25 protein-coding genes and 2 pseudogenes are annotated in these 22,700 nt (G+C 40.9%); 9 read left to right on the forward strand and 18 right to left on the reverse strand.

The window, feature by feature from the left end:
• Positions 1-80 precede the first annotated feature (80 nt).
• From F984_RS11430 to F984_RS22435, 4 genes and pseudogenes are all read left to right on the forward strand, one after another.
• Positions 81-992, forward strand: a complete 912-nt coding sequence (locus F984_RS11430) for a LysR family transcriptional regulator (RefSeq protein ID WP_004709454.1) — start codon at positions 81-83, stop codon at positions 990-992.
• 214 nt (positions 993-1,206) lie between these two features.
• Complete coding sequence (locus F984_RS11435; protein ID WP_004709456.1) at positions 1,207-1,557, forward strand: hypothetical protein; 351 nt, start codon at positions 1,207-1,209, stop codon at positions 1,555-1,557.
• Complete coding sequence (locus F984_RS11440) at positions 1,554-1,907, forward strand: hypothetical protein (protein WP_004709458.1); 354 nt, start codon at positions 1,554-1,556, stop codon at positions 1,905-1,907. Before F984_RS11435 ends, F984_RS11440 begins: the two co-directional genes overlap by 4 nt.
• A 39-nt stretch (positions 1,908-1,946) precedes the next feature.
• Positions 1,947-2,012: pseudogene (locus F984_RS22435) on the forward strand (DUF1330 domain-containing protein); the annotation flags it as partial.
• Between the two features lie 139 nt (positions 2,013-2,151).
• On the opposite strand, the gene F984_RS11445 reads toward F984_RS22435, so the two are convergent.
• The gene (locus tag F984_RS11445; RefSeq protein ID WP_004709460.1) at positions 2,152-2,724 is read right to left on the reverse strand and encodes a cytochrome b; all 573 of its coding nucleotides are present in this window, start codon (positions 2,722-2,724) and stop codon (positions 2,152-2,154) included.
• 12 nt (positions 2,725-2,736) lie between these two features.
• On the reverse strand, positions 2,737-3,801 hold the full coding sequence (locus F984_RS11450) for a catalase family peroxidase (protein WP_004709462.1): 1,065 nt from the start codon (positions 3,799-3,801) through the stop codon (positions 2,737-2,739).
• Positions 3,802-4,038: 237 nt separating this feature from the next.
• Here F984_RS11450 and F984_RS11455 point away from each other — a divergent pair, with 237 nt between their 5' ends.
• Positions 4,039-4,443, forward strand: coding sequence for a winged helix-turn-helix transcriptional regulator (locus F984_RS11455; RefSeq protein ID WP_004709463.1), 405 nt, complete (start codon positions 4,039-4,041; stop codon positions 4,441-4,443).
• Here the strand turns inward: F984_RS11455 and F984_RS11460 are convergent.
• Positions 4,427-4,990: a TetR/AcrR family transcriptional regulator gene (locus F984_RS11460; RefSeq protein ID WP_004709465.1), complete on the reverse strand. Its 564-nt coding sequence runs from the start codon at positions 4,988-4,990 to the stop codon at positions 4,427-4,429. The two genes, F984_RS11455 and F984_RS11460, sit on opposite strands and share 17 nt — an antisense overlap.
• Positions 4,991-5,667: 677 nt before the next feature.
• Here F984_RS11460 and F984_RS22890 point away from each other — a divergent pair.
• Together F984_RS22890 and F984_RS11465 are read left to right on the forward strand one after the other, a co-directional pair.
• The gene (locus F984_RS22890; protein ID WP_004709466.1) at positions 5,668-6,174 is read left to right on the forward strand and encodes a hypothetical protein; all 507 of its coding nucleotides are present in this window, start codon (positions 5,668-5,670) and stop codon (positions 6,172-6,174) included.
• 144 nt (positions 6,175-6,318) lie between these two features.
• Entirely contained in the window at positions 6,319-6,759 is a 441-nt protein-coding gene (locus tag F984_RS11465; protein WP_004709468.1) for a hypothetical protein, read from the forward strand.
• A gap of 55 nt (positions 6,760-6,814) precedes the next feature.
• Here the strand turns inward: F984_RS11465 and F984_RS22790 are convergent.
• Positions 6,815-6,904, reverse strand: a pseudogene (locus F984_RS22790) (PaaI family thioesterase); the annotation flags it as partial.
• Between the two features lie 322 nt (positions 6,905-7,226).
• On the opposite strand from F984_RS22790, the gene F984_RS11470 reads away from it, so the two are divergent.
• Positions 7,227-7,928, forward strand: a complete 702-nt coding sequence (locus F984_RS11470) for an SDR family oxidoreductase (protein WP_004709470.1) — start codon at positions 7,227-7,229, stop codon at positions 7,926-7,928.
• A 92-nt stretch (positions 7,929-8,020) separates the two neighbouring features.
• Here the strand turns inward: F984_RS11470 and F984_RS11475 are convergent, their stop codons facing one another.
• The 14 genes from F984_RS11475 to paaA form a co-directional block, all read right to left on the reverse strand.
• On the reverse strand, positions 8,021-8,899 hold the full coding sequence (locus F984_RS11475; protein ID WP_004709471.1) for a LysR substrate-binding domain-containing protein: 879 nt from the start codon (positions 8,897-8,899) through the stop codon (positions 8,021-8,023).
• A gap of 61 nt (positions 8,900-8,960) precedes the next feature.
• Positions 8,961-9,344, reverse strand: a complete 384-nt coding sequence (locus F984_RS11480) for a PaaI family thioesterase (protein ID WP_004709473.1) — start codon at positions 9,342-9,344, stop codon at positions 8,961-8,963.
• 75 nt (positions 9,345-9,419) lie between these two features.
• Complete coding sequence (locus F984_RS11485; RefSeq protein ID WP_004709476.1) at positions 9,420-10,025, reverse strand: DapH/DapD/GlmU-related protein; 606 nt, start codon at positions 10,023-10,025, stop codon at positions 9,420-9,422.
• Positions 10,012-10,977, reverse strand: a complete 966-nt coding sequence (gene paaX, locus F984_RS11490; RefSeq protein WP_000062822.1) for a phenylacetic acid degradation operon negative regulatory protein PaaX — start codon at positions 10,975-10,977, stop codon at positions 10,012-10,014. The genes F984_RS11485 and paaX overlap by 14 nt, the downstream gene beginning before the upstream one ends.
• Before the next feature lie 53 nt (positions 10,978-11,030).
• Complete coding sequence (gene paaK / locus F984_RS11495; RefSeq protein ID WP_004709480.1) at positions 11,031-12,320, reverse strand: phenylacetate--CoA ligase PaaK; 1,290 nt, start codon at positions 12,318-12,320, stop codon at positions 11,031-11,033.
• 40 nt (positions 12,321-12,360) lie between these two features.
• Positions 12,361-13,569, reverse strand: coding sequence for a 3-oxoadipyl-CoA thiolase (gene pcaF, locus F984_RS11500; RefSeq protein WP_004709481.1), 1,209 nt, complete (start codon positions 13,567-13,569; stop codon positions 12,361-12,363).
• A 12-nt stretch (positions 13,570-13,581) separates the two neighbouring features.
• Positions 13,582-15,120, reverse strand: coding sequence for a 3-hydroxyacyl-CoA dehydrogenase (locus F984_RS11505; protein ID WP_004709485.1), 1,539 nt, complete (start codon positions 15,118-15,120; stop codon positions 13,582-13,584).
• A 2-nt stretch (positions 15,121-15,122) separates the two neighbouring features.
• Positions 15,123-15,914 (reverse strand): 2-(1,2-epoxy-1,2-dihydrophenyl)acetyl-CoA isomerase PaaG, encoded by a 792-nt coding sequence (gene paaG, locus F984_RS11510; RefSeq protein WP_004709486.1) that lies wholly within the window; start codon positions 15,912-15,914, stop codon positions 15,123-15,125.
• Positions 15,914-16,687, reverse strand: coding sequence for an enoyl-CoA hydratase-related protein (locus F984_RS11515; protein WP_004709488.1), 774 nt, complete (start codon positions 16,685-16,687; stop codon positions 15,914-15,916). Before F984_RS11515 ends, paaG begins: the two co-directional genes overlap by 1 nt.
• Before the next feature lie 8 nt (positions 16,688-16,695).
• On the reverse strand, positions 16,696-17,757 hold the full coding sequence (gene paaE, locus F984_RS11520) for a 1,2-phenylacetyl-CoA epoxidase subunit PaaE (protein ID WP_004709490.1): 1,062 nt from the start codon (positions 17,755-17,757) through the stop codon (positions 16,696-16,698).
• A 23-nt stretch (positions 17,758-17,780) separates the two neighbouring features.
• Positions 17,781-18,281, reverse strand: coding sequence for a 1,2-phenylacetyl-CoA epoxidase subunit PaaD (paaD, locus tag F984_RS11525; protein WP_004709491.1), 501 nt, complete (start codon positions 18,279-18,281; stop codon positions 17,781-17,783).
• 16 nt (positions 18,282-18,297) lie between these two features.
• Entirely contained in the window at positions 18,298-19,053 is a 756-nt protein-coding gene (gene paaC, locus F984_RS11530; protein WP_004709493.1) for a 1,2-phenylacetyl-CoA epoxidase subunit PaaC, read from the reverse strand.
• A 12-nt stretch (positions 19,054-19,065) separates the two neighbouring features.
• Positions 19,066-19,356, reverse strand: a complete 291-nt coding sequence (gene paaB, locus F984_RS11535) for a 1,2-phenylacetyl-CoA epoxidase subunit PaaB (protein ID WP_000389648.1) — start codon at positions 19,354-19,356, stop codon at positions 19,066-19,068.
• 32 nt (positions 19,357-19,388) lie between these two features.
• Positions 19,389-20,327 (reverse strand): 1,2-phenylacetyl-CoA epoxidase subunit PaaA, encoded by a 939-nt coding sequence (gene paaA / locus F984_RS11540; protein ID WP_000431128.1) that lies wholly within the window; start codon positions 20,325-20,327, stop codon positions 19,389-19,391.
• 265 nt (positions 20,328-20,592) lie between these two features.
• Here paaA and paaZ point away from each other — a divergent pair, with 265 nt between their 5' ends.
• Complete coding sequence (gene paaZ / locus F984_RS11545) at positions 20,593-22,695, forward strand: phenylacetic acid degradation bifunctional protein PaaZ (protein WP_004709497.1); 2,103 nt, start codon at positions 20,593-20,595, stop codon at positions 22,693-22,695.
• Positions 22,696-22,700 lie beyond the last annotated feature (5 nt).

A 22,700-nucleotide genomic window follows, 5' to 3' on the forward strand; every position in this document is an offset into this window, starting at 1 on the left:
GATGAAGCCATAGTAACCCCACAATAAATTCAACAGTGGTGATATTATTTCTTGTCATTGGTTCCTTTTAGGCAACAATCATGCAACATGAACTAAGTGCAATATCTATATTTGTGACTGTGGTTGAAGCTGGAAGTTTTGTAAAGGCTGCCGAGCAATTGCATTTAACTCGCTCAGCCATAAGTAAAAATATTGCTCGGCTTGAAGAACAGCTTGGTGTGGCTCTATTTAAAAGAACAACACGTTCACTCAGCATGACTGACGAAGGTGCTTTGTTTTATGAACATAGCCGCCGAGCAGTGAACGAAATACAAAATGCGGCGGCGTTATTAGACCAAGGGAAAATTAACGCAACAGGCCGATTAAGAATGTCTGTGCCTGTACTTTTTGGACAACTCTTTGCTGCCCCGCTCATGGTTAAATTTGCTCAGCAGCATGCGGACTTACAGCTAGAAATTTCATTTAATGATCGAACTGTAGACTTGATCGAAGAAGGTTTTGATTTGTGTATAAGAATCGGGGCACTGCCTGATACCACTCAGCTCGTTGCCAAACCGATTGGTCAGCATCGAATGCTACTTTGTGCCTCACCTGACTATTTAAATAAAGCAGGTCCCCTAGAACATATTGAGGACTTAGAGCATCACGCCACGATTGCCGATCCGCATTTTGGTCAAATGCAAAAATGGCGACTTCAAAAGGAAAATGACGCGCCTTTATTTATTAAGCCCAAAGCAAAACTCCTTTTAAATGACTTACAAGCCATTAAAAATGCAGCGCTTGCTGGAGCTGGTGTCGCTTGGCTACCCGATTGGCTTATTCAAAATGAATTACACGGCGGTAAGCTCATACAAGTGTTAGAAACCATGTCGAGCATTGCTTTTCCGATTCATTTGGTATGGCCTGCACTGCCGTTTATGCCACTTAAAACGCGTCTTGCAATTGATTATTTGGCGCAGCATTTACCCCCTGAACTGAACAAACAAGCTTAAAATAAAAGAGGTTTGAACATAAGGAACCAAGCCTTAAAAAGCCTTACTGTCCAATTAACTTTTTAACCCTATCCCCTCACTATGTACGCACTTAAAATTACTCTTAAGTTACTATTTTATTAGAAGAAAAATAATAAGGTGATGGTCAACTTTCTTGACTCTAAAATGCGTTTATGTGAGTATTAGCTAGACTAACTTTACAAAAATTACTTATATGAAATATAACGTTATCGCATTACTTACAGGTTTGTTATTGGTGTCTACTGCTCACGCCGAGGAAGCTCCTATGGATGCCACTCACTTGGGCTTGAGAGCTTTTGTATATAATGCATTTGTAGGTATAAAAAAAGCAGAGGATATGCCTCAATTTCCTAAAGGGCATCCGTTGACGAAAGCTGAACTTTATAATGGTGTGGCTGCGGGTGTTCGTGTTCGTGGTAAAAAGTGTAGTAGCGTGGTGGACGCGCGCGCGCTAGATGCCAATGGTTCAAAAATATCAGTGAAGTGTGCTGGCGGAGAAAGCTATCAAGTATTGCCTCTAACAGGTGAGGTTAAAGGTAAATGAAATCGCGCATTTGCCTATTTGGGTTTGTTTCAGCAATGCTGATTAGCAATGTTAATGCACAGACCCAACAAGAATTGCCTCTACCCTTACTTGGCCAACTACTCGGTTTTACGCAAAATGTTTATTTTAATGCTAATCGATTAGCTGAAATGCCAAAGATGCCAACCGAGCGTGCTGCCACTCAACCCGAAATATTAGAGGCTGTGGCTAGTGCGCTGAGATTGCAACAACATCCATGTAGTTCGGTTTTAAATGCCGACTATGTTGATGACACTGGCAATTTGATATCAATCAATTGTGTAGATGGTAATTATGTTGTGGATGCACGACGTGGCAAGATCAACCCTTAAGCCCTCTATCATCTTCCCAGCCCTCTCTTCACGATCTGTCAGCTTGCCAAAAGTAAACGCCAAGGCTGCTGTGATGTCATGGTGAGTTTTGTTGAAGGTATCTAAATAGCTGAATTGATTTCTCAACTTGAGAAATCAATTCTATTTTAAGTCGTTATATCAGCGAGCTTATTTATATGTTTTAAATAAACTTTATAAAAGCTTCACCATTAATTCATCGTTCAATCGAAAACTTTCAAGCAAACTAGTCAGCGTCCTCTTTTTTAGAAGAAGGTCCCAAAGCCATACTCGAAAATACGCCATCGCGATAAATCCATGCATGTAATAACGCAGCAGATAAATGACCAATAACGACAGCAAATAATAGCCAAGCCAAAATTCCATGTAATGTACGGAACCAAGCGTAAAGCGTAGAGCTGGTTGGTGCTATAGGCGGAAGGTCCCAACCCGGAAATAAAGTGACAGGCCAATTACCTGCCGATAGTGTTGCCCATCCGAGCAATGGCAAACTAAACATCAAAATATAAAGTAGCCAATGTGATGCATGGGCAAGAAATGCCTGCCAGCGCGGTACAGTCGGCGGCAAAGGTGGAATTGGGTAACAGAGTCGGTTTATTAATCTTATGATGACCAATAGTAAGATTGCGATTCCTAAAGGACGGTGAATATCAATTAACCATGGACGCCAAGTAATTGAGGTGGTCATTCCTACCCCAATAAATAGCATGGCCAAAATTGCTGCCGCCATAAACCAATGCAGTATTCGAGCAGTCAAATTAAAATGACGTGGAGCATTATCGTTAGATTTATTTTGCATTGTTCAGCTCTCCTATTTGCCCACGGCATCTGTTGCTTTGCCAAATCCAATTTCACGTAATCGAGCATTGTAAGACTGTGAATAGATCGCCGCTCGTGCTGCGAGTACTGGATCATCTGATAACTCAATTCCGGGTGGCACCAAAGTCGGGTCAAAGTTAATATCACGACATGCGCCATTTACCTGATCAGTTACATTTTTGACTTCCAATGTTCCGGCTATAACTTCTTTACGTTCTTTTGGCCAAGGCTGAGATGGGTCATTCACTGGGTCTCCTGGTTCGGCAAGTTGCAAAACTAAGTCCCAATAAAGCGGCCCTTCAGCCAAACGTTTTTTGATGTCTTTAAATAAGAAATCAGGGCCAGCTTGATCACGTTGTTCTTTGGTCAGACTAATAAATTTTGAATGAGGACGCATAGACCAACGGACTGGTTGTTCTTGTCCATTAGCCGCTCGTAATATAAAGGCATTTACGACATAAAATTCTGCACCGCTAAAACTACCGGTTAATGGCATCTTGGCCTTTTCCTCAATAGACTTACGCGCTTCGGGATATTCTTTTAAAAATGCCTCAACAAGGGCTGGATCAGGTTTGCCAGTAGATGGAACGGGTTTAAATGCTTTTTGCTGCGCCAAAAAACCTTCAGCATTTCGCGTAGGGAAATAGGGAAAGTTGTTTAATTTCATGCGCCACTGTGAATGATCGGCTGCGGAAAGTAATAAAGCCATACTCACTGTTGCGGTAGAATTATCTGCCGCATGCGGGTTACCGCTACCAATAGAAAATCGGCCAATCGCCGGTATATCCGACTTGGCAAATACAGTGGCTTTCGAGAGTGCTGCTGCCGCACCATTACTATGGTAAGTCCCATCAAAGCAAATCCCTTTACCGTGTGCACGTCGGTATCCGGGATCAAAGTTTTTTAATGTGTCACCCAAAAAAGTTTTGGATGTTGTTCGGTGTCCAAATAGACCAGCGGTCCAAGCAAATGCCAATACTAAAGCGCCTGCGATTACAGCAATACCCACGAATCTCAGCCAGTACTTCTTTAGCGTTTTAAAATTCAAATTATTCATTCTTCATCCTGTGTAAATTGTATAGCTGCATCTATAAAAAAGTTTGATCCTATAAAAAGGGTATTACTTACATTGATGGAACCCATATTCAAAATTAGTTGAGTAAATAAAATCCTAAAATTTCTGGATCCAATATAGAGATGAGCCTTAATATAATATTTATTCCTGAGCCATATAAGGTACGTACCTCAAGGTTAGTATTAAGCTTATTCACATTTAAATGGAGATAAATAAAGCATGGGTACGAAAAATGTAAAAGTCCCCACCTTGACCGAAAGAGTCCGAAGAGGCGATCTTTTTACTGGAGAAAATAATTGTCAGTCCCGAGAAGCATTTGCTCATGTTACAAGCCTCTGGGGAGTGATATGCCTGATTGCTTTACGTGATGGCACCCATCGTTATAGTGAGTTACGCCGTAAAGCAAACGGGGTGAGCGAAAAAATGCTGACTCAGACCCTCCAGCATTTAGAAAAAGATGGTTTTATACGTAGAACTTCTTATCCAGTCGTCCCTCCCCATGTCGAATATGATTTAACCTTATTAGGTGAAGAAGTCGCTAAACGTGTTGCTGCACTTGCCGATTGGTTAGAGGTTAATTTAAGCGATATTAAAGCAGCCTCTTTAGCTAATGAGAATGGATAGTGGCGAGAAGAAAACGCTCCAACATCTTTTCCCGCTCGATTGTCCCATCTGAACTTAAAAGCTGAATAATTGTGCCTTCCACCATATATACAAATAGCTTGGCATCATTAAATGAAGCATCCGCGTTTAACACTCTAAGCTGGCTATAAATTTCATTGGTCAGCCATGTTCTGTACCTCACCGCGGTTTGATAGGCGTTGGGATAATTATTTTTAGTTTCAAAAATGGCTTTAAACAATAAGTAATACGGCCCTTCTAAATCGGTATGTAAGTCATAAAGCTTTTTGAGTTTATCTATGGCGGCAGTACTTAAGTCGTACTCAACCATTGCAAGCACTTGGTCTTGGAGCCGTTCTTTTTGTACGATCAGGCAAATTTCAATAAAGCGTTCCTTAGAGTGAAAGTAGTTATAAAACGTCATTTTATTCACTTCGGTTTCTTTCACAATTTTGTCGACGCCTACCATGTGAAAGCCACCGTGATGAAACAGATTAATCCCTTTTTTTACTACTTCTAAAGCACGTGTTGAGAGAACTAAATTTGGCATAGTTTTACCGTTATAAATTCTTGTTGTTTGTAAATGAGATACTTTTTTGGGAGAAAAAAAGGCACAGCAAAGCCGTAAAGACTGTGCTTGGCACATCTCAAGTTTGTTATTGCTAAGTTTTAAGTAAAAATGACTTTAAGCCTGAAAACCTTTTGGTTATCAAGCTGTTTTAATTTTTAAGCTGTGTCGTTATAGCTTTTGGCATTGAGAGCCAAGAAATAATGGATGTGCAAAGCCAACTCCTTTTTATTGGGAGTTCTGCCGACATGAATAGAAATTATGGTGGCAGAACGAGAAAGGGTTCGCGGACTGGTACAACAACCAGCACACCCGAAGGTGTCCCTCTCCCGTCCTACCGCTACGGGAGGAGACGAGGAGATGCTCACACAAAATTATCCCTCAGAAAGGAATAATTCTGATGCTGTTGTAATCGGTCCGCGACGACCGGCTGGCAATGTGGCCAGCAGGCAAAGAATAGTGCCCAACCCTTTTGCAGTCAAGCACGCAACATGCCATTTGTTTTAAATTAAATCATTAGAAAAGTAAGGCTAAATAATGGGTGGGTTATTGTTAAGTTGAGCAATGAAAATAACCTGCTGATGGGAGGTTTTATTTGAGCTAGAAAGAGTACGTATAAGGTGTATTATGTTGATTTTAAATAATCTAAATTATTCAATATGAAAAAATTAGACTTCCAAATAAGTAAGATAACAGAAGTAAAAAATCCTATTTACTATGGAGATGATTTTTTACATTTGTATATTCATACTGAACAAGCAAGCTATATTCAATTTTTTTGCTTGGATTTGTTTTATTATGAAGACAATATTAATGAGTTACTTGCATGTATTCTTAATAAAGAAACAAGAGCAGACTATTCATTTAGAGAATGGATTGTTAATACAGAGTTTAAAGAAATATCTATCGAAGAATTAGCAATACAGGCTAATGGTCTAATAAATCAATTAGATATAATTTTAAATGAATCTCCTGCGAGCTTAAGTGCCAAAGTCCTGAAAGAATACTTATGTACTTTAAATTTTGAAAATACTACAAATAGTTATGAAATCTTAGGTTGTTCTAAAATTGTCCCTAATAGTCCTGATGAAGGTGGCCCAAATTATCATTTTTTTTGGGAAAATAAGGGAAAATTTTATTTTTTACACATTCATTTAGAATCATAAATTCTACTATTTAACACAATGGACGTTATCTGAAGTATAAAAAATTCTATCTGATAAAAACTTTTCAATATAAATGTACTCAGATGTTTTATATCAGGTTTAATATACTAACTTTATTCAAGCCAATAGAACATATCTAAAACTATGGAAAGAAATGAATACCAAGGAGAAAAACACACAAAGTTTATTTATTCGAGTAAAAGACGCATTCAGCGAAGGGTTCTACAATTAGAAAAACTTACGGCCGAGGCCATTCATAACTATATTCACCTCAACTACAAGGATGAATGGTTTGAAAGTAACTTTTCAATTTTAAGTTGTTGGAAATTCTCTAAAAAAGACTTTGATAACACCGACAAATTTTGGTGTGATGCCATTTATTTTGAAGACTTCCATATAGAAAAGGAACGAGTATTTACTTTTAATGGATACGCATGGATTGGCTTGGCAAGCAATGTCGACTCTGAATGGAAAGTTCCAGTCTCAGGCAAATTTTTTATCAGTTCGAATGGGAAAACTTTAAAAAGCTATACCTTAACTTTTTACAATGAAAGTCAGGAATTGATTTTATCAAAACGGAACTAATAAGTGAAAATGTGCGTAAATAAGCCCAACCACTCTGCTTAAAACTAACCACACATCACGGCGCAAGCCTATAACACGTAGATGTAAATAAAGCGACTCTATTATTTAAACCGTCTGTTATCACCATCTCATAATGCGTAAATTCTTACTAAAGCTTGGGTAACTACACATTCAGAAAAAATATTATCAGTACACAGATGCAGCTTTGTGTGAAGACCTATATAACCGAGTTCAAGCTTTCCATTAGAAACTTAATAAAAATTTGAAATGTCTAATAAATCATCGGTTTCAATTATTTTAGGATACTTTTTTCTAAAAACTATAATTTGAATATTAAGTAAGACAGTAGATTTTCTACTGGGTTTAACGAATATATATCGTTTGCTCAACACCCTCTTAAATTTTAACATCATCTTTAAATTTGTTAAATGTTTCATATTTTTAATGAAATTAAGAGGTAAAAAATTATGTCTGAGAAAGTTGCTATTATTACGGCTGCGGGAAGTGGTATGGGCGCAGCGATTGCAAAAAAATTAGCAGCAGATGGATTTAATGTTGCGATTCTTTCTTCATCAGGAAAAGGTGAAGCTCTCGCAAACCAACTGAATGGTCTAGGTATTACTGGATCAAATCAATCAATAGACGATGTCCAACGCCTTATTGATGAAACTCTTTCTCGTTGGGGACGAATAGATGTTTTGGTTAACAGTGCAGGACATGGTCCCCGCAAGGAAATTTTAGAATTAACAGACCAAGATTGGCATGATGGTATAGACACTTACTTTCTTAATGCTGTACGACCTATACGTTTAGTTATTCCTGTAATGCAAAAACAAAAGCAAGGTGTAATTATTAATATTTCTAGTGCATGGACATTTGAGCCTAGCTCACTATTTCCAACTTCGGCAGTTGCTCGTTCTGGATTGGCAGCATTTACCAAAATTTGTGCAGATACCTATGCGATTGATAATATCCGTATCAATAATGTCTTACCTGGATGGATTGATACTCAGCCAGAAATAGATGAACGCACTAACAATGTTCCAATGAAGCGATATGGTTCAAAAGAAGAGATAGCAGATACAGTTGCTTTCCTTGCATCTTATAGTGCTGCTTATATTACAGGGCAGAATATCCGAGTAGATGGTGGCTTAACTCGCTCTGTATAATGAATCTTAATAAAAATTTGAAGGGATAAATTGCTAAACCATTATCCCTTCAAGATTAGAGTTAAACTCATCACAGCAATAAAACTCTCTTTTTAATCTTGCTCTGTACCTAAATATTCAATACACCATTTCCAAATTTGATCTACTTTGTCATTCGGATGTGGAACTTTTTTTCTGACAAGAAAATAACTTGGCTCAACAATTTTAGTTTCGGAAATAACTTGTACTAGTTTTCCTGACTTAATATCTGCTTCTACAAATGCTCGACATGCTAAAGCTATTCCTTGCCCTGACACAGCAGCGTCCAACGCCAGAGTGGTTTGATTAAATATAGGCCCTGACAACTTGGTGAATGTATTTAGAAATTTTGGCCATTGATCGTGTGCATCGTGCAGAAGTGGCATTGATAATAACTGTTCACGTTTTAATGGCAACGTTAAATCTTTGACAAAATAAGGACTTGCGACAGCTACGAGTTCCTGACGAAACAATAATTGTGTTTCCAAATTCTCTGGAAATGATTTTGTGGTAAGCCTGATAGCAATATCAACCTGATCCCGATCAAAGTCAGATACTGCTTCAGTAGCTAATGTATGTAGGTTAATGTCAGGTAATAGAGTATGTAAATCGCCTAACCGAGGAATTAAAAGTTTGGCAGCAACAGTTGGTGTAACACTTATAGTAACGCTATCTGGCTGATCTAATAGTAATTCTGTCGAATCAGTAAGAATGTCAAAAGCACGAGTAATATTGACCAGATACTTTGCTCCTTCAGGAGTCAAAGACAGTCCTCGTGGAAGCCGTTGAAATAAAGTTACGTTTAAATGATCTTCTAATGCACGAACTTGTTGGGCAATTGCACCTTGCGTAACACCTAATTCTTCAGCAGCAGCGCGAAAACTTAACTTCCTGCCCGCTGTTTCAAAAGCACGTAAAGCATTTAAGGATGGAAGTTTTCGACGAGATAACATGAAAAAATAAAGAAGTAGTTTTTCTACACTCTAGTTTGTTTACTAACTGTATGCAAGCCATTCACGGCGCAAGTCTGTAACACGTAGATGTAAACAAAGCGACTCTATTATTTAAACCGTCTGTTATCACCACTTCATAATGCGCAAATTTTTTACTACTTCCGACCTTGGTAGCTGTTGCAAATAACACCTTATCTTTCGCACCGCTCATATAACGAATATCCGCCTGTAGCCCTGTATATGGCGCATCCCCTGCGTTACAAGCCATCGCAAAAGCGATATCGGCTAAAGAAAATATGACGCCACCATGCACACCGCCCAAGGCATTCATGTGTTCGTCTTTTACATTAAGCTGACAACGCGCCTCATCAAAACTGCGATGCAGCACTTGTACACCCAATAGCTCTGCGAATTGATCAACTGCGGTAGTTTCCATTTTTTGCACAAACGCCTCCCTACTCGTGCGAGTATTCCTTAAATGTTATGAACTCATATGTATTGAAATCGACTTTATAAGCCGTTAAACGCTATCTTGTTTAATCTGATAGTTTGAAGAACTAAAGTCCTTATAGGTCAAACGGTCATCTGACTCTGAACTTAAAGGCTGAACTTCTTGCATTGTATTTAAGCATCGCTGTGCAAGTTCAATGTATTCTTGCGTGCCTCTGGTTTTCCACTTTTTTTCTTGTTCTGACAAATCACGCGCAACCTTGGCAGGACTACCCATTGCCAATACATTTGCCGGAATTATATCTTTGGTTTTGACCAAGCTATTTGCGCCAATAATGGTGTTTTCACCAATTTCAGCATAGTCCAAAATTACGCTGTTCATGCCGACCAAAACATTTTTTCCAATGCGGCAACCATGTAAAGTTGTACCATGCCCAATGTGGCCCATTTCCTCAACTAAAGTCACGCTTTGCGGAAAGCCATGTACGGTGCAGCTATCTTGTATATTGGCATTTTGCTTAATATGAATACGGCCAAAATCGGCACGCAATGAAGCAAATGGCCCTACATATACGCCCGCTTCAATAATCACATCACCAATTAAAACAGCGGTTGGGTGTACAAAAGCCTCTGGACTAACGACGGGAATAACACCGTCAATACTATAACAAGGCATGATTTAACCTCTCATTTGTCGCCACCAAACCTCCGAAACGGCGCCAATAGTGTGCTGTGGCATTTGGCATTGGCCCTTCTGCTGTTGCGGCAACAGACAAGAAGTATTCATCCGCAGGTTCAAATACTTTTTTATAAATATTCATTGATAACGTTCGTGCACTAATCGCAGGCCAGTCAGTTGGCAACAGCTCAAGCGGTAGTGCTGGGTCTTTCAATAAAATCCGTCGATAATAATGAATCAGCAAAGTTCGAATTTGAAAGGCCTGAACAGGTTCGAGTTGTTCGTTTTCCTGCATCAGCAACACGCCAATTTCTCTAAAAATATCGAGAAACTGTAGGTATCTTTGGCGTAATTCATCGATTGGCCAGTTGGTTCTGAGCATACGACCAATGGTATCGACCGAGTTATTAAAGAGCTGCAGGGTTTCGGCTTTAAACACCACCACTTGCTCACTCATATTTAAGTCAACCAACAAGCGTTGCAATTCAATACGGTTACAACCCGGATACGCCATTAAGTTTGTCGAAATATTGGCAAATCCTAACCATTCAAGTTCTTTCTTTAACAACGCTTTATTTTCAGTGTCGAGACTAGACATCAGAATAAGATCCCAATAATGGTCCCACTCTTTCATCTGGTCGTTATAAATACGTTGTTCGGCTTGCAAATAAGTCGAACGGCTCGAATCGGTAATTCGATAAAAACTGGTTCTGCCGATTTTGTCTGAACATAACCAATCATTTTTAACTAAACGAAAAACAGAGGTTCTTACAGCGCGGTCATTAAAACCAAATAGCTCTAATAACTGAATCAAGCTTGCAAGACTAATGTTTCCACCCCGATGAAGTACTGAATCTCCAAAAATTGTCGAAATAAGCGAAGTTCCACTTAAGGTTTCATTCTTTACAACAGAATCAATTATTTGCTGTATTTTTGCACTCATACTCATGTCTTGGCGTTTAGTTTCAGGGTATAGATTCTATACCCTGAATGATCTTGATGTTAAGCAATCTGACGCATATCGATTACCCGCTTTGCCTTACCTTCCGAACGAGGTAAGGTCGCTTCTGTCACAACTTCTACAGTAACGCTAATCCCAATCATGGTTTTAATACGTTTCATCAACTCCTGAGCAAGTTGATTGGCCTGTATAGTACAGTTATGACACATCTCTGTACGAATATGCAAAGTATCCATATGGCCTTTTTTAGTCACCAAAATTTCATAATTTGGAACTAAATGCGGAACTTGCAAAATTTGCTCTTCAATTTGAGTCGGGAAAACGTTTACGCCGCGAATAATCAGCATGTCGTCGCTACGGCCCACAATTTTATCCATTTTGCGCATTGCCAGATTTTCACCCGGTAGTAAGCGGGTCAAATCGCGGGTACGGTAACGAATAATCGGTAAGCCTTCTTTGGTAATAGTCGTAAAGACTAGCTCGCCAAGTTCACCATCTTTACAGACTTCACCCGTTTCAGGGTTAATAATTTCTGGGTAGAAATGATCTTCCCAAATGGTTAATCCCTCGCCCTCACCTAAGCACTGCATGGCAACACCCGGCCCCATTACCTCAGACAAGCCATAAATATCGAGTGCTTTAATATTGAGGCGCTCTTCAATTTCACGGCGCAGTTCGTTGGTCCACGGCTCGGCACCAAAAATACCGACTTTTAAAGACGTATTACGTGCCGTACCAAATTGTTGTTCGAGCTTTTCAATAATACTCACGCAATACGATGGCGTAACCATAATTGCAGTCGGTTTAAAGTCTTGAATAAGCTGTACTTGCTTTTCAGTTTGCCCGCCAGACATAGGAATAACAGTCGCACCTAAGCGCTCGGCACCATAATGTGCGCCTAAACCACCTGTAAATAGTCCATAGCCATAAGCCACCTGAACCATATCTTTCGCGGTTAATCCTGCCATGTGTAAGCAACGCGCAACAATGTCAGACCAAGTGTTAATATCTTTTTGGGTATAACCCACCACGGTCGGTTTACCCGTTGTACCCGATGATGCATGTAAACGTACAATCTGTTCTTGCGGTACGGCAAACATTCCAAACGGATAGTTGTCTCTTAAATCCTGTTTGGTGGTAAATGGAAACTTCGCCAGATCGTCTAAAGTGACGAAGTCATCAGGATGTACACCTGCCTCATCGAACTTTTTCTTATAGACCGGACTATTTTCATATACAAAAGTCAGGGTTTGTTTTAACCGTTTCGTTTGCAGCTCTCTAAGCTCTGCAAGTGTTAATTGCTCAACATTATCCGTTGTGAGGCTGTCCATCGCCTATCTCCTCATTATGTATTTTTAAAAACCGTCTGAATTAATTTAAGTTTTCTAAAATCAGTGCGACGCCTTGTCCAACACCTACACACATCGTGCAAAGTGCATAGCGTCCACCGCGTTTTTTTAGCTCACGTGTTGCGGTAATCACTAAACGTGTACCACTCATACCGAGCGGATGTCCGAGTGCAATCGCACCGCCATTTGGGTTCACGCGTTCATCGTCATCTTTTAGACCGAGTTCACGCATACAAGCCAAAGATTGGGCCGCGAATGCTTCATTCAGCTCAATCACATCCATCTGATCTAGCGTTAAACCTGTTTGCTTTAAAATTTTCTGCACAGCCGGAACAGGACCTATACCCATATATTTGGGTTCAACCCCTGCACTTGCAATGCCTATCACGCGTGCTAAAGGTTTTAAACCATGTGTATTTGCAAATTCACGGTTGGTAATTAACACACACGCAGCACCATCATTTACACCAGAGGCATTTCCGGCAGTCACCGAACCGCCTTCTTTTTTAAATGGGGCTTTTAGTTTTGCGAGTGCTTCAAGTGTCGTTTCACGCGGATGTTCATCGCGGTTCACCACAACCACGTTTTTCTTACGGTCTACAATCTCGACAGGCAAAATCTCATCGTTAAAGAAACCGTTTTGTTGTGCAGCAGCCGTTTTTTGTTGACTACGCAATGCAAACGCATCTTGGTCTTCACGACTAATTTGATATTTTTCAGCTACATTTTCGGCAGTTTCCGGCATGCTGTCGGTGCCGTATTGTGCTTTAAGTTGCTTATTTACAAAGCGCCAGCCAATAGTGGTGTCATAAATTTCAGGTGTACGGCTAAACGCTTCTGTTGGTTTAGCTTGTACAAATGGCGCACGGCTCATTGACTCAACACCACCTGCCAACACAAACTGCGCTTCACCTGCTTTAATTGAGCGTGCCGCAAGTCCTACTGCATCTAAACCAGAAGCACATAGGCGATTGACCGTCATCGCTGGTACTGTGTCAGGTAAGCCTGCCAAGAGTGTTGCCATACGAGCAACGTTACGGTTGTCTTCACCTGCTTGGTTAGCACATCCTAAAAACACTTCGTCTACCGTATTCCACGGCAAGTTCGGGTGTTTGTCTTTTAAATATTTGATGGGCAATGCAGCTAAATCATCTGCACGTACTGCACTTAAGGCACCTGCATATCGTCCAATTGGGGTACGAATAAAATCGCAAATTAAAACGTCTTCCATGTTGACTCCTGATTATGCAAATTCGGTCATATCACGTGAATATTGAGTAGCAATGTTTTGAGTTTTCGCTACATATTGTTTGAGGTAGATACTCGCGCGATATTTTTCCTCTCCATACAGTGCATATAAGTTATTTAAGGTTTGGAGCACATAAGCGCCGCCCATTTGTGTCAACCACTGGTAAGGACCTTTAGGATAATTCACTCCATATTTCATGGCATTATCAATATCTTCCAGACTCGCAACACCATGTAAACTTGCTTCACAGGCTTCATTAATGAGTAAAGCGATGGTGCGTAAAGTTAACAGTGCCGGATGGTCTTTAATCCACATCACGCTGATACCAAACTGTGCAAAGTAAGCCTCAACTTTAGCTAGATCACTTGCTTCACAAAGTTCGTTATGACTGAGTACTAAAGCCTCTGCATGCTCAAAATCATGGTGCCAATCCATTAAAACCACTTTACGGCTTAAGTAATGAATATTGGCTGACTCACCTTGACTTAAACGTAAGTCGATATCATCAATTTGAAGGATATTGTCATCACTTGCAGATCCACTTTTTAAACCTAAACGTGTTAAAAACGCAGGTATTTGAGACCAAGTCCCTTTTAGCTGAATATGGGCATCAACTGGTGTGGCAACTACAGCTTGAGGCTGAAATGTCTCGTACTGATTTTTTTCGTTATAGGTATAAAAGCCCTGTTTTGATTTACGGCCCCAAGCACCTGCATCGACCAATTCTTTTTGAATGAGGCTTGGACGGTAGCGTGGCTCGTAAAAAAATTCTTGGTAAACGCTTTGCGTCACCGAAAAGTTAACATCTTGCCCAATGAGGTCAGTGAGTTCACACGGTCCCATCGCAAAACCGCCACACTGCTTTAAGGCATAGTCGAGTTGGTCGTAGCTAGTGACTTGTTCTTGCAGTGCTCTAAAACCTTCTGCATAAAACGGACGTGCAATTCGGTTAACAATAAAACCAGGAGTCGACTTGGTGAGTACCGGAATTTTTTTCCAGCCCAACATCAAGTTTTTTAAAGTCAAACATAAGCTGTTTGGGGTTTTTAAGCCTTGTACAATTTCAACCAGTTTCATGACTGGTGCAGGATTAAAAAAGTGTAAACCCACTACCCGCTCAGGGTGAGCAATGCCCGCCGCAATTGCAGTCACTGAAATTGAAGATGTATTGCTTGCAAAAATGGTTTGCGCACTACAAATTTCAGCGAGCTGTTTAAATAAAGACTGTTTAACTTCTTTTTTCTCAACCACCGCTTCAATGACCAAGTCAGCATCACGCAGTTCTTCAACCTGATTGACCACCGTTAAACGCGCTAAAGCTTCATCCGCTTGCTGCTGTGTGAGCTTGCTCTTTTCAACCAGCTTTTTAAACGTCTGCCCCAAGCCGTGAGCGGCTTGCTGCGCTTTTTGAGCGTCCAGATCATATAAAACAGTCGAGTGCCCATTAACAATTGCTAACTGGGCAATGCCGATGCCCATAGTGCCAGAACCAATAACGGCAATTCGGGCACGAGATAAGTCTAAATCTGTCATGCTTAGCGCCCTTTAAAATTTGGTTCACGTTTATTCATAAAGGCTTGTACCCCTTCACGATAATCTTCGGAACGACCCGCAATACGTTGTAAATCTCGCTCTAACAGCATTTGCTCATCAAAGGTGTTATTACTTGATTGATGAATGGCCTTTTTAATAAGAGATAAGCCAAAAGTAGGTTGTTTCGCTAAACGTTCAGCAAGTTCAGTGACTTTTTCTTTAAGCTCAGCGTCCTCAACCACATCCCAAATCATGCCCCATTCTTTTGCGGTTTCTGCCGGTAGCTTGTCACCTAACAAAGCCAATCCCATAGCACGCGCATGGCCTACGGCACGTGGTAAAAACCATGTACCCGCAGAGTCTGGAACTAAACCTAAGCGACAAAATGCTTGTACGAAGTTTGCCGATTTAGCTGCAATCACCAAGTCACACGCCAGTGCAATATTTGCCCCTGCACCTGCCGCCACACCATTTACGGCGCAAATTACAGGCTTTGGCATATTTACAATCTTTTTAATGAGCGGGTTATAGTAAGTTTCAATGGAATATCCTAAATCTGGAGCTTCAGCATTTGGGTCTACTACACGATCACCTAAGTCTTGCCCTGCACAGAAGCCACGGCCTTCACCACTAATCACAACACATCGAACATCCGGATTTTTGGTCCACAGGTTTAAAACCTCGGCCACTTCACGGTGCATATCAACGTTAAAGCTATTCAGTGCTTTTGGGCGGTTAAATGTCAGGTAGCCAACACCATTTTTTTCTTCAGCAATAATATTTTGATAGTCCATCACTCACCTCTAAACACTGGCTTTCTTTTCTCAAAGAAAGCATTAATCCCTTCGTTTCGATCTTTTGTAGCCGCCAGCCAGACAAAGTTTTGACGTTCAAACTTGAGTCCCTGACTTAAAGTCGTTTCATGAATACTTTTAATTGATTGTTTAATCACGCGAATCGCTAAAGGCGCTTGTTTGGCAATTTTGGCTGCAAGTTGAATCGCATATTCAACTGTTAATTCAGTCGGCACCACTTGACTGCAAATGCCGTGTTGCTCTGCCTGTTTTGCCGAAATCATCTCACCTGTCATGGCCCAGCGCATGGTGAGTTGTTGTCCAACCAAGCGTGCTAAACGCTGTGTTCCACCTGCACCCGGCAACATCCCCAAGGTAATTTCAGGTAATGCAAAACGGGCATTTTCACCGCAAATCACCATGTCTGAATGCAAAACCAACTCGAACCCAGCGCCTAAGGCATAGCCATTGACTGCGCTAATGAGTGGCTTACTAAACGCATCAATTTTTTGCCAAAGCTTCGGGCGAATATCGAGTTGCAAAGACACGGCGTCCATTGCAGCTAGCTCACTAAGATCTGCTCCAGCCGCAAAACATTGAGCATTACCCGTTAAAACCACTGCTTTGACTTGAGCATTATGTTCAGCTTCTTCGAGCAACTCGCACAAACACTGCAAGGTTGCATTGTTTAAAGCATTTCTTTTTTCCGGACGGTTTAGGGTTAATAACAAAACACCGTCAGTTGCTGTGCTGGCTTTGATCAACTCTTGCATGACAGCCTCTATTCATCAAAACTCAAGCGAACATTTGAGCCTTTTGGTAAGGTCTGACAGCTCAGCACATAGCCCTTTTCAACTTCATCTTCTTCAAGACTATAGTTCAGGAACATGTCGACTTCGCCTGAAAGCACCTTACAGCGACAGGTCGCACACACCCCACCTTTACATGCATACGGTAAGTCGGCACCTGCGCGTAAAGCCGCATCAAGAATACTTTCATCTTCTTGAGCTACAGAAACAATCAGTTCACGACCATCTAAAATGATATTGACCTTTTCTTCTTTACGGTTTGCATCCGCTTCAACACTACGTTTACGCGCTTGTCCTGTATGGAAACGTTCGGTGTGAATGCGCTCTTTGGCAATACCAAAGTTCGGCAACGTGTTTTCTACGGCATTCATCATTTCGTCTGGGCCGCAGGCAAACACATGGTCAAAGTTTGTTTCAAGCACTTCATAATCAAAAAGTTGCTTAAGCTTTTCTGCATCAATACGACCGTTCATGAGCTCACTATCGTTGAACTCACGAGAAAAAATATTGATGAGTTGAAAGCGTTCTTTAAACTGATCCTTCAAATCCATAATTTGCTCGGCAAACATGGTTTGTTTCCATGAACGATTGCCATAGAGCAAGGTAAAGTTAGCTTCAGGTTGTTCAAATAAAACTTGTTTAATAATTGATAAAATTGGCGTGATACCACTACCCGCAGCAACGCCTAAATAGTTTTGTCCACCCATCTTGGCTGCTTTTTGAAAAAACACACCTTGTGGTGGCATCACTTCAAGTACATCGCCCACTTTCAAATGGTCATTTGCCCAATTTGAAAATTGACCCTGATCAATTTTTTTAACCGCAATACTGATGTCTTCTTTGCCCGCATAGCTACAAATTGAATAACAACGACGGATTTCACCCGCTTCGGTTAAATGGCGAATGGTTAGATGTTGACCCGGTTGAAATTGAAATTGTTCTTGTTGTTCAGGTACAACGTCAAATGCAATACAAATTGCCTGATCGGTTTGCGGCGTAATACTTTTTACTTTTAATGGTACAAATTGGCTCATGGCTGATTTCCTTATCTAAAGACTTAAATACATTTGAAGTAATCAAAAGGCTCAAGACAGTCCTGACATTTATAAAGTGCTTTACAGGCGGTGGAACTAAACTCTGTTAACAGTCGGGTATGTCGGCTTTTACAACGTGGGCACTCAACACCATCATTTAAATGAACGTGAGTTCCGCACTGATGCGCCAACCCTTCAGGTGGAGCAATGCCATAAACTTGCAGTTTCTTTTTCCCTGCTTCAGACATCCAGTCCGTGGTCCATGCTTCTGATAAATCGACCATGACTTTGACCGGTGTCAAAGCTTCTGCGGTAAATGCCTCAACAATTTGTGCTTTGAGCATATCTGTTGCTGGGCATCCGCTATATGTCGGAGTTAGACGAACAATAATTTCTTGTTGATTGTTAATCTCTACACCGCGGATCATGCCTAAATCGACAACCGATAAAACCGGAATTTCAGGGTCACTTACCGTTTGTAGAACATCCCAACATTGGTCGATGCAATGACGAATCATTTGCATGGCTCACCTCCTTGTCTTACCAGGTCATTCCCGGATAAGTTCTTTGAATACATTGCATTTCAGCCAACAAATAACCTAAATGCTCGGTATGTAATCCTTGTTTCGCACCACGGCGATAAGCACCGTTCACAGCAACATTTAATTCGAAACGCTTAAGCTCATCTGCAATGGTTTGGTTCCATTGTTCTTTTTCATTTGAAAAATCTGGAATCACGCCTTCTGCAACTAATGCTTGTTCGTCTGCACTCAGTTCAAATAATTCAGCGGTAAAGCGCCATAAATTATTTAAACCGTCTTGCACACGTTGATGTGCTTCATCTGTGCTTAAACTTAAACGTTCCATCCAGCTTGTCGAAAAACGGATGTGATACTTCACTTCTTTTAAAGATTTCACAGCAAGCGCACTTAATTCAGGAAGTGAGCTTTGCGCTAAAGCCGTAAATAAATGAAAATGGTAATGGTCCATCAACCACTGGCGCACAATCGTTTGAGCAAAATCGCCATTGGGTTGTTCACACAACAATAGGTTTAAAAACTCACGTTCTGTACGGAAATACGCAAGTTGGTCTTCATCACGTTTAGCTTCATCATATTGACCAGCCAAAGTCAGAAAGTTTCTTGCTTGACCTAACAAGTCCAAGCCGATATTTGCTAAGGCAATATCAATTTCTAGCTCAGGTGCATGCCCGCACCATTCAGCCAAACGCTGAGATAAAACCAGTTGGCTGTCGCCAATATGTAATAAGAATTTAGATAAAACTGAATGATTCATTTGCCATTCCCCTTACATGTGCTCAATGCCATCTGGGATATGGTAAAAAGTCGGATGACGATAAACCTTGTCTAAAGAAGGATCGAAAAATTCAGCTTTTTCATCTGGCTGTGATGACTTAATCAGTTCTGAACGAACCACCCAAATGCTAATTCCTTCATTACGGCGCGTGTAAACATCACGAGCATGTTGCAGTGCGATTTCATCATCAGGTGCTCTTAAGCTGCCTACATGACGGTGGCTTAAGCCTTGTTTACTACGTACAAATACTTCGTAGAGCGACCAGTTGTTTTTATCTTCCATTTTGATTTCCTCAAATTTTTCCATAAATCTTGTTAAGCCACTTTGTTCGCTTCAAGCTGCTGTTTTTTCGCGTAGACTACTGCTGCATCACGAACCCATTTGCCGTTTTCCCATGCTTTACGGCGTGCTTCGATACGCTCGTGATTACATGGTCCACGTCCGGCAATCACTTCATTAAATTCGTGCCAGTCAATCTCGCCAAACTCATAGTGGCCTGTTTCTTCATTGAACTTTAAATCTGGGTCCGGTACTTCCAAGCCAAGTTGCAACACTTGAGGTACGGTGTTATCGACAAACTTTTGACGTAATTCATCATTACTAAAACGTTTGATTTTCCACGCCATGCTTTGTGCACTGTTTGGAGAATGCTCATCACTTGGACCAAACATCATCAGTGCTGGCCACCAGAAACGATTCACTGCATCTTGCGCCATCTGTTTTTGTTCCGGTGTACCGTTTGCCAAAGCCATCATGGCTTCAAAACCTTGACGTTGGTGGAAACTTTCTTCTTTACAAATACGTACCATCGCACGTGCATATGGTCCGTAAGAGGTACGGCAAAGCGCAACTTGGTTCACAATGGCTGCCCCATCGACAAGCCAACCAATTGCAGCGACATCTGCCCAAGTCAAAGTTGGATAGTTAAAGATTGATGAGTATTTCATTTTCCCATTAATCAACTTTTCCATCATGTCATCACGGTCAGCACCTAAGGTTTCTGCCGCGCTATACAGATATAAACCATGACCCGCTTCATCTTGTACTTTCGCGAGCAAAACCGCTTTACGTTTTAAAGTCGGCGCACGCGTAATCCAGTTTCCTTCAGGCAACATACCTACAATTTCAGAATGGCCATGTTGCCCGATTTGACGAATCAATGTTTTGCGGTAGGCATCAGGCATTTGATCCTTAGCCTCGATCGTAATTTCATTGGCAATATTTTGTTCAAATTTCTGGTAATTGTTTTCCATTCTTTCATTCCCTGTAGGTATCACCCTTAAATCTATTTTTCGATACACAAAAAACAAAGTCAACTAATTTTTTAGTATCAAATTAAATTCACAACAATAAAACAATTCAAGCTATTGAAATTAATAAAATTAAGTTAAATGTAAAAAACTTTTTTACTTTTAAAAATCAAAATAAAGTTGACTTTTATACAAATTAATCTGAAATTATGAATCATATTTTTGCAATTTTTATAATTGATGTATCAAATAAAAAAGGAGTTTGGTCATGCTTGAACAAGCACACCTAGAAGGAACCTCAACTGACACAGATTTTCAGCAGTCTGAGCATCAACTGCCTCATCTTGCTTCTTATGTCTATGGAACTTGGCATTCGTCTGACGAAGAATTACGTACCGTTTATCATGCCATTACAGGTGAATCGATTTATGCCGTAAGTAGTCATGGCATAGATATGAAACGTGTTGTTCAATATGCCAAACAGAATGGTTCAGAACTGGCTAACTGGACGTTTCACCAACGTGCCAATGCGTTAAAACAAATTGCCCAACATTTACTTGAACGTAAGGAAGACTTCTACAAACTTGCTTATGCGACAGGCGCAACTCGTAAAGATGCGTGGATTGATATTGAAGGTGGCATCCAGACATTATTTGCTTATTCAAGTCTGGTTCGCCGTGAACTCAATGATGAAAAAATTATTACTGAAGATAGCTGGATTCAATTATCTAAAAATGGCACTTTCGGCGCTAAACACATTTTAAGCCCTAAAGCGGGTGTTGCCGTTCACATTAATGCTTTTAACTTCCCAATTTGGGGAATGCTTGAAAAGATTGCACCGACTCTACTTGCAGGCGTGCCATGTATTGTGAAGCCAGCAACCGATGGTGCCCAATTAACTCAAGCCGTTGTAAAAGCCATTGAGGAAACACATGTCTTACCAAAAGGCGCACTACAACTCATTTGCGGTCAAACTTATGACCTGTTCGACCACCTAGGCCCACAAGACTGTGTCACCTTTACAGGTTCTGCTTACACAGGTCAAAAACTACGTAACCACCCTCACCTCAATAAATATTCGATTCCATTTAGTATGGAAGCCGACTCGGTAAACAGTGCAATTTTAAGCCCTGAGGCAAATGAAGAAACTGTCGATTTATTTGTGCGTGAAGTCTTCCGTGAAATGACCACCAAAGCAGGCCAAAAATGTACTGCAATTCGTCGTGCTTTCGTTCCTGAAAACTTGTTAGCGACTGTGCAAGAAAAGCTAACTGCCAAACTTGCTAAAGTTGTGGTGGGCGACCCTCAAAAAGAAGAAACCACCATGGGTGCTTTAGCGAGCATTAAACAAAAACATGACGTTGCAGAAAAAGTTGCCGAACTCAGCAAAGATGCAAAAATTGTTTTTGGTGGCAACGATAGTTTTACATTTAATGCAGATCATCCTGAAAAAGGTGCTTTTTTCGCTCCAACTTTATTACTCTGCGAACAGCCTTTACAAGCGACACATGTGCATACCACAGAAGCTTTCGGTCCGGTATGTACACTCATGCCATATCAAAACATTGAAGAACTCGCTGACCTTGTTTCACGTGGTGAAGGTAGCTTAGTGGCTTCTGTCGTTAAAAATAATGATGAGAATATTGAGCAGATTATTCAAAAAATTGCGCCTTGGCATGGGCGTGTGCATGTACTCGACGCAGAGTCAGCAAAAGAAAGTACAGGACATGGTTCACCACTTCCACATTTAGTACATGGCGGCCCTGGTCGTGCAGGTGGCGGTGAAGAGTTAGGTGGTATTCGTGCCGTTAAACATTATATGCAGCGCACTGCAATTCAAGGCTCTCCAAACAGTCTGACGCAAATTACCCACTCATGGACTGCTGGCTCGAAAGTTAACGAAGACCGCGTACATCCATTTAAAAAGTCTTTTGATGAGTTAGTGATTGGTGAGCGTTTATTAACGGCACGTCGTACAGTAACAGAAGCAGATATTGTCAATTTTGCTTGTTTAAGCGGTGACTACTTCTATGCGCATACCGACAAAATCGCAGCGGCCGAGTCTTTCTTTGGTGAGCGTGTGGCACACGGTTACTTTATTGTGTCTGCCGCAGCAGGTCTATTTGTCGATGCAGCACAAGGTCCTGTGATTGCCAATTATGGTATGGACAACTTACGTTTTGTTGAACCAGTTAAAATTGGTGACTCAATTCAGGTTGAACTCACCTGTAAACAAAAAACGCCTAAACCACAAAAAGATCCGTCTCAACCTGCGCATGGGGTTGTGGTATGGGATATTAAAGTCAAAAACCAACGCGGTGAACTTGTCGCAACTTACGACATTTTAACTTTAGTTGCTCGCGAGGCTTAATGTTT

Source organism: Acinetobacter nosocomialis NIPH 2119, assembly GCF_000368085.1.
Classification (GTDB): Bacteria; Pseudomonadota; Gammaproteobacteria; order Pseudomonadales; family Moraxellaceae; genus Acinetobacter; species Acinetobacter nosocomialis.

Excerpts from the sequence above, each read along its gene's own strand:
- F984_RS11460 (WP_004709465.1), bottom strand. The coding sequence starts at position 4,990 with ATGCCAAATTTAGTTCTCTCAACACGTGCTTTAGAAGTAGTAAAAAAA.
- F984_RS11445 (WP_004709460.1), bottom strand. The coding sequence starts at position 2,724 with ATGCAAAATAAATCTAACGATAATGCTCCACGTCATTTTAATTTGACT.
- paaE (WP_004709490.1), bottom strand. The coding sequence starts at position 17,757 with ATGAGCCAATTTGTACCATTAAAAGTAAAAAGTATTACGCCGCAAACC.
- pcaF (WP_004709481.1), bottom strand. The coding sequence starts at position 13,569 with ATGGAAGACGTTTTAATTTGCGATTTTATTCGTACCCCAATTGGACGA.
- F984_RS11505 (WP_004709485.1), bottom strand. The coding sequence starts at position 15,120 with ATGACAGATTTAGACTTATCTCGTGCCCGAATTGCCGTTATTGGTTCT.
- F984_RS11470 (WP_004709470.1), top strand. The coding sequence starts at position 7,227 with ATGTCTGAGAAAGTTGCTATTATTACGGCTGCGGGAAGTGGTATGGGC.
- paaX (WP_000062822.1), bottom strand. The coding sequence starts at position 10,977 with ATGAGTATGAGTGCAAAAATACAGCAAATAATTGATTCTGTTGTAAAG.
- F984_RS11515 (WP_004709488.1), bottom strand. The coding sequence starts at position 16,687 with ATGCAAGAGTTGATCAAAGCCAGCACAGCAACTGACGGTGTTTTGTTA.
- paaG (WP_004709486.1), bottom strand. The coding sequence starts at position 15,914 with ATGGACTATCAAAATATTATTGCTGAAGAAAAAAATGGTGTTGGCTAC.
- paaA (WP_000431128.1), bottom strand. The coding sequence starts at position 20,327 with ATGGAAAACAATTACCAGAAATTTGAACAAAATATTGCCAATGAAATT.
- paaK (WP_004709480.1), bottom strand. The coding sequence starts at position 12,320 with ATGGACAGCCTCACAACGGATAATGTTGAGCAATTAACACTTGCAGAG.
- F984_RS11440 (WP_004709458.1), top strand. The coding sequence starts at position 1,554 with ATGAAATCGCGCATTTGCCTATTTGGGTTTGTTTCAGCAATGCTGATT.
- F984_RS11465 (WP_004709468.1), top strand. The coding sequence starts at position 6,319 with ATGGAAAGAAATGAATACCAAGGAGAAAAACACACAAAGTTTATTTAT.
- paaC (WP_004709493.1), bottom strand. The coding sequence starts at position 19,053 with ATGAATCATTCAGTTTTATCTAAATTCTTATTACATATTGGCGACAGC.
- paaD (WP_004709491.1), bottom strand. The coding sequence starts at position 18,281 with ATGCAAATGATTCGTCATTGCATCGACCAATGTTGGGATGTTCTACAA.
- paaZ (WP_004709497.1), top strand. The coding sequence starts at position 20,593 with ATGCTTGAACAAGCACACCTAGAAGGAACCTCAACTGACACAGATTTT.
- F984_RS22890 (WP_004709466.1), top strand. The coding sequence starts at position 5,668 with ATGAAAAAATTAGACTTCCAAATAAGTAAGATAACAGAAGTAAAAAAT.
- F984_RS11455 (WP_004709463.1), top strand. The coding sequence starts at position 4,039 with ATGGGTACGAAAAATGTAAAAGTCCCCACCTTGACCGAAAGAGTCCGA.
- F984_RS11475 (WP_004709471.1), bottom strand. The coding sequence starts at position 8,899 with ATGTTATCTCGTCGAAAACTTCCATCCTTAAATGCTTTACGTGCTTTT.
- F984_RS11430 (WP_004709454.1), top strand. The coding sequence starts at position 81 with ATGCAACATGAACTAAGTGCAATATCTATATTTGTGACTGTGGTTGAA.
- F984_RS11485 (WP_004709476.1), bottom strand. The coding sequence starts at position 10,025 with ATGCCTTGTTATAGTATTGACGGTGTTATTCCCGTCGTTAGTCCAGAG.
- F984_RS11435 (WP_004709456.1), top strand. The coding sequence starts at position 1,207 with ATGAAATATAACGTTATCGCATTACTTACAGGTTTGTTATTGGTGTCT.
- paaB (WP_000389648.1), bottom strand. The coding sequence starts at position 19,356 with ATGGAAGATAAAAACAACTGGTCGCTCTACGAAGTATTTGTACGTAGT.
- F984_RS11450 (WP_004709462.1), bottom strand. The coding sequence starts at position 3,801 with ATGAATAATTTGAATTTTAAAACGCTAAAGAAGTACTGGCTGAGATTC.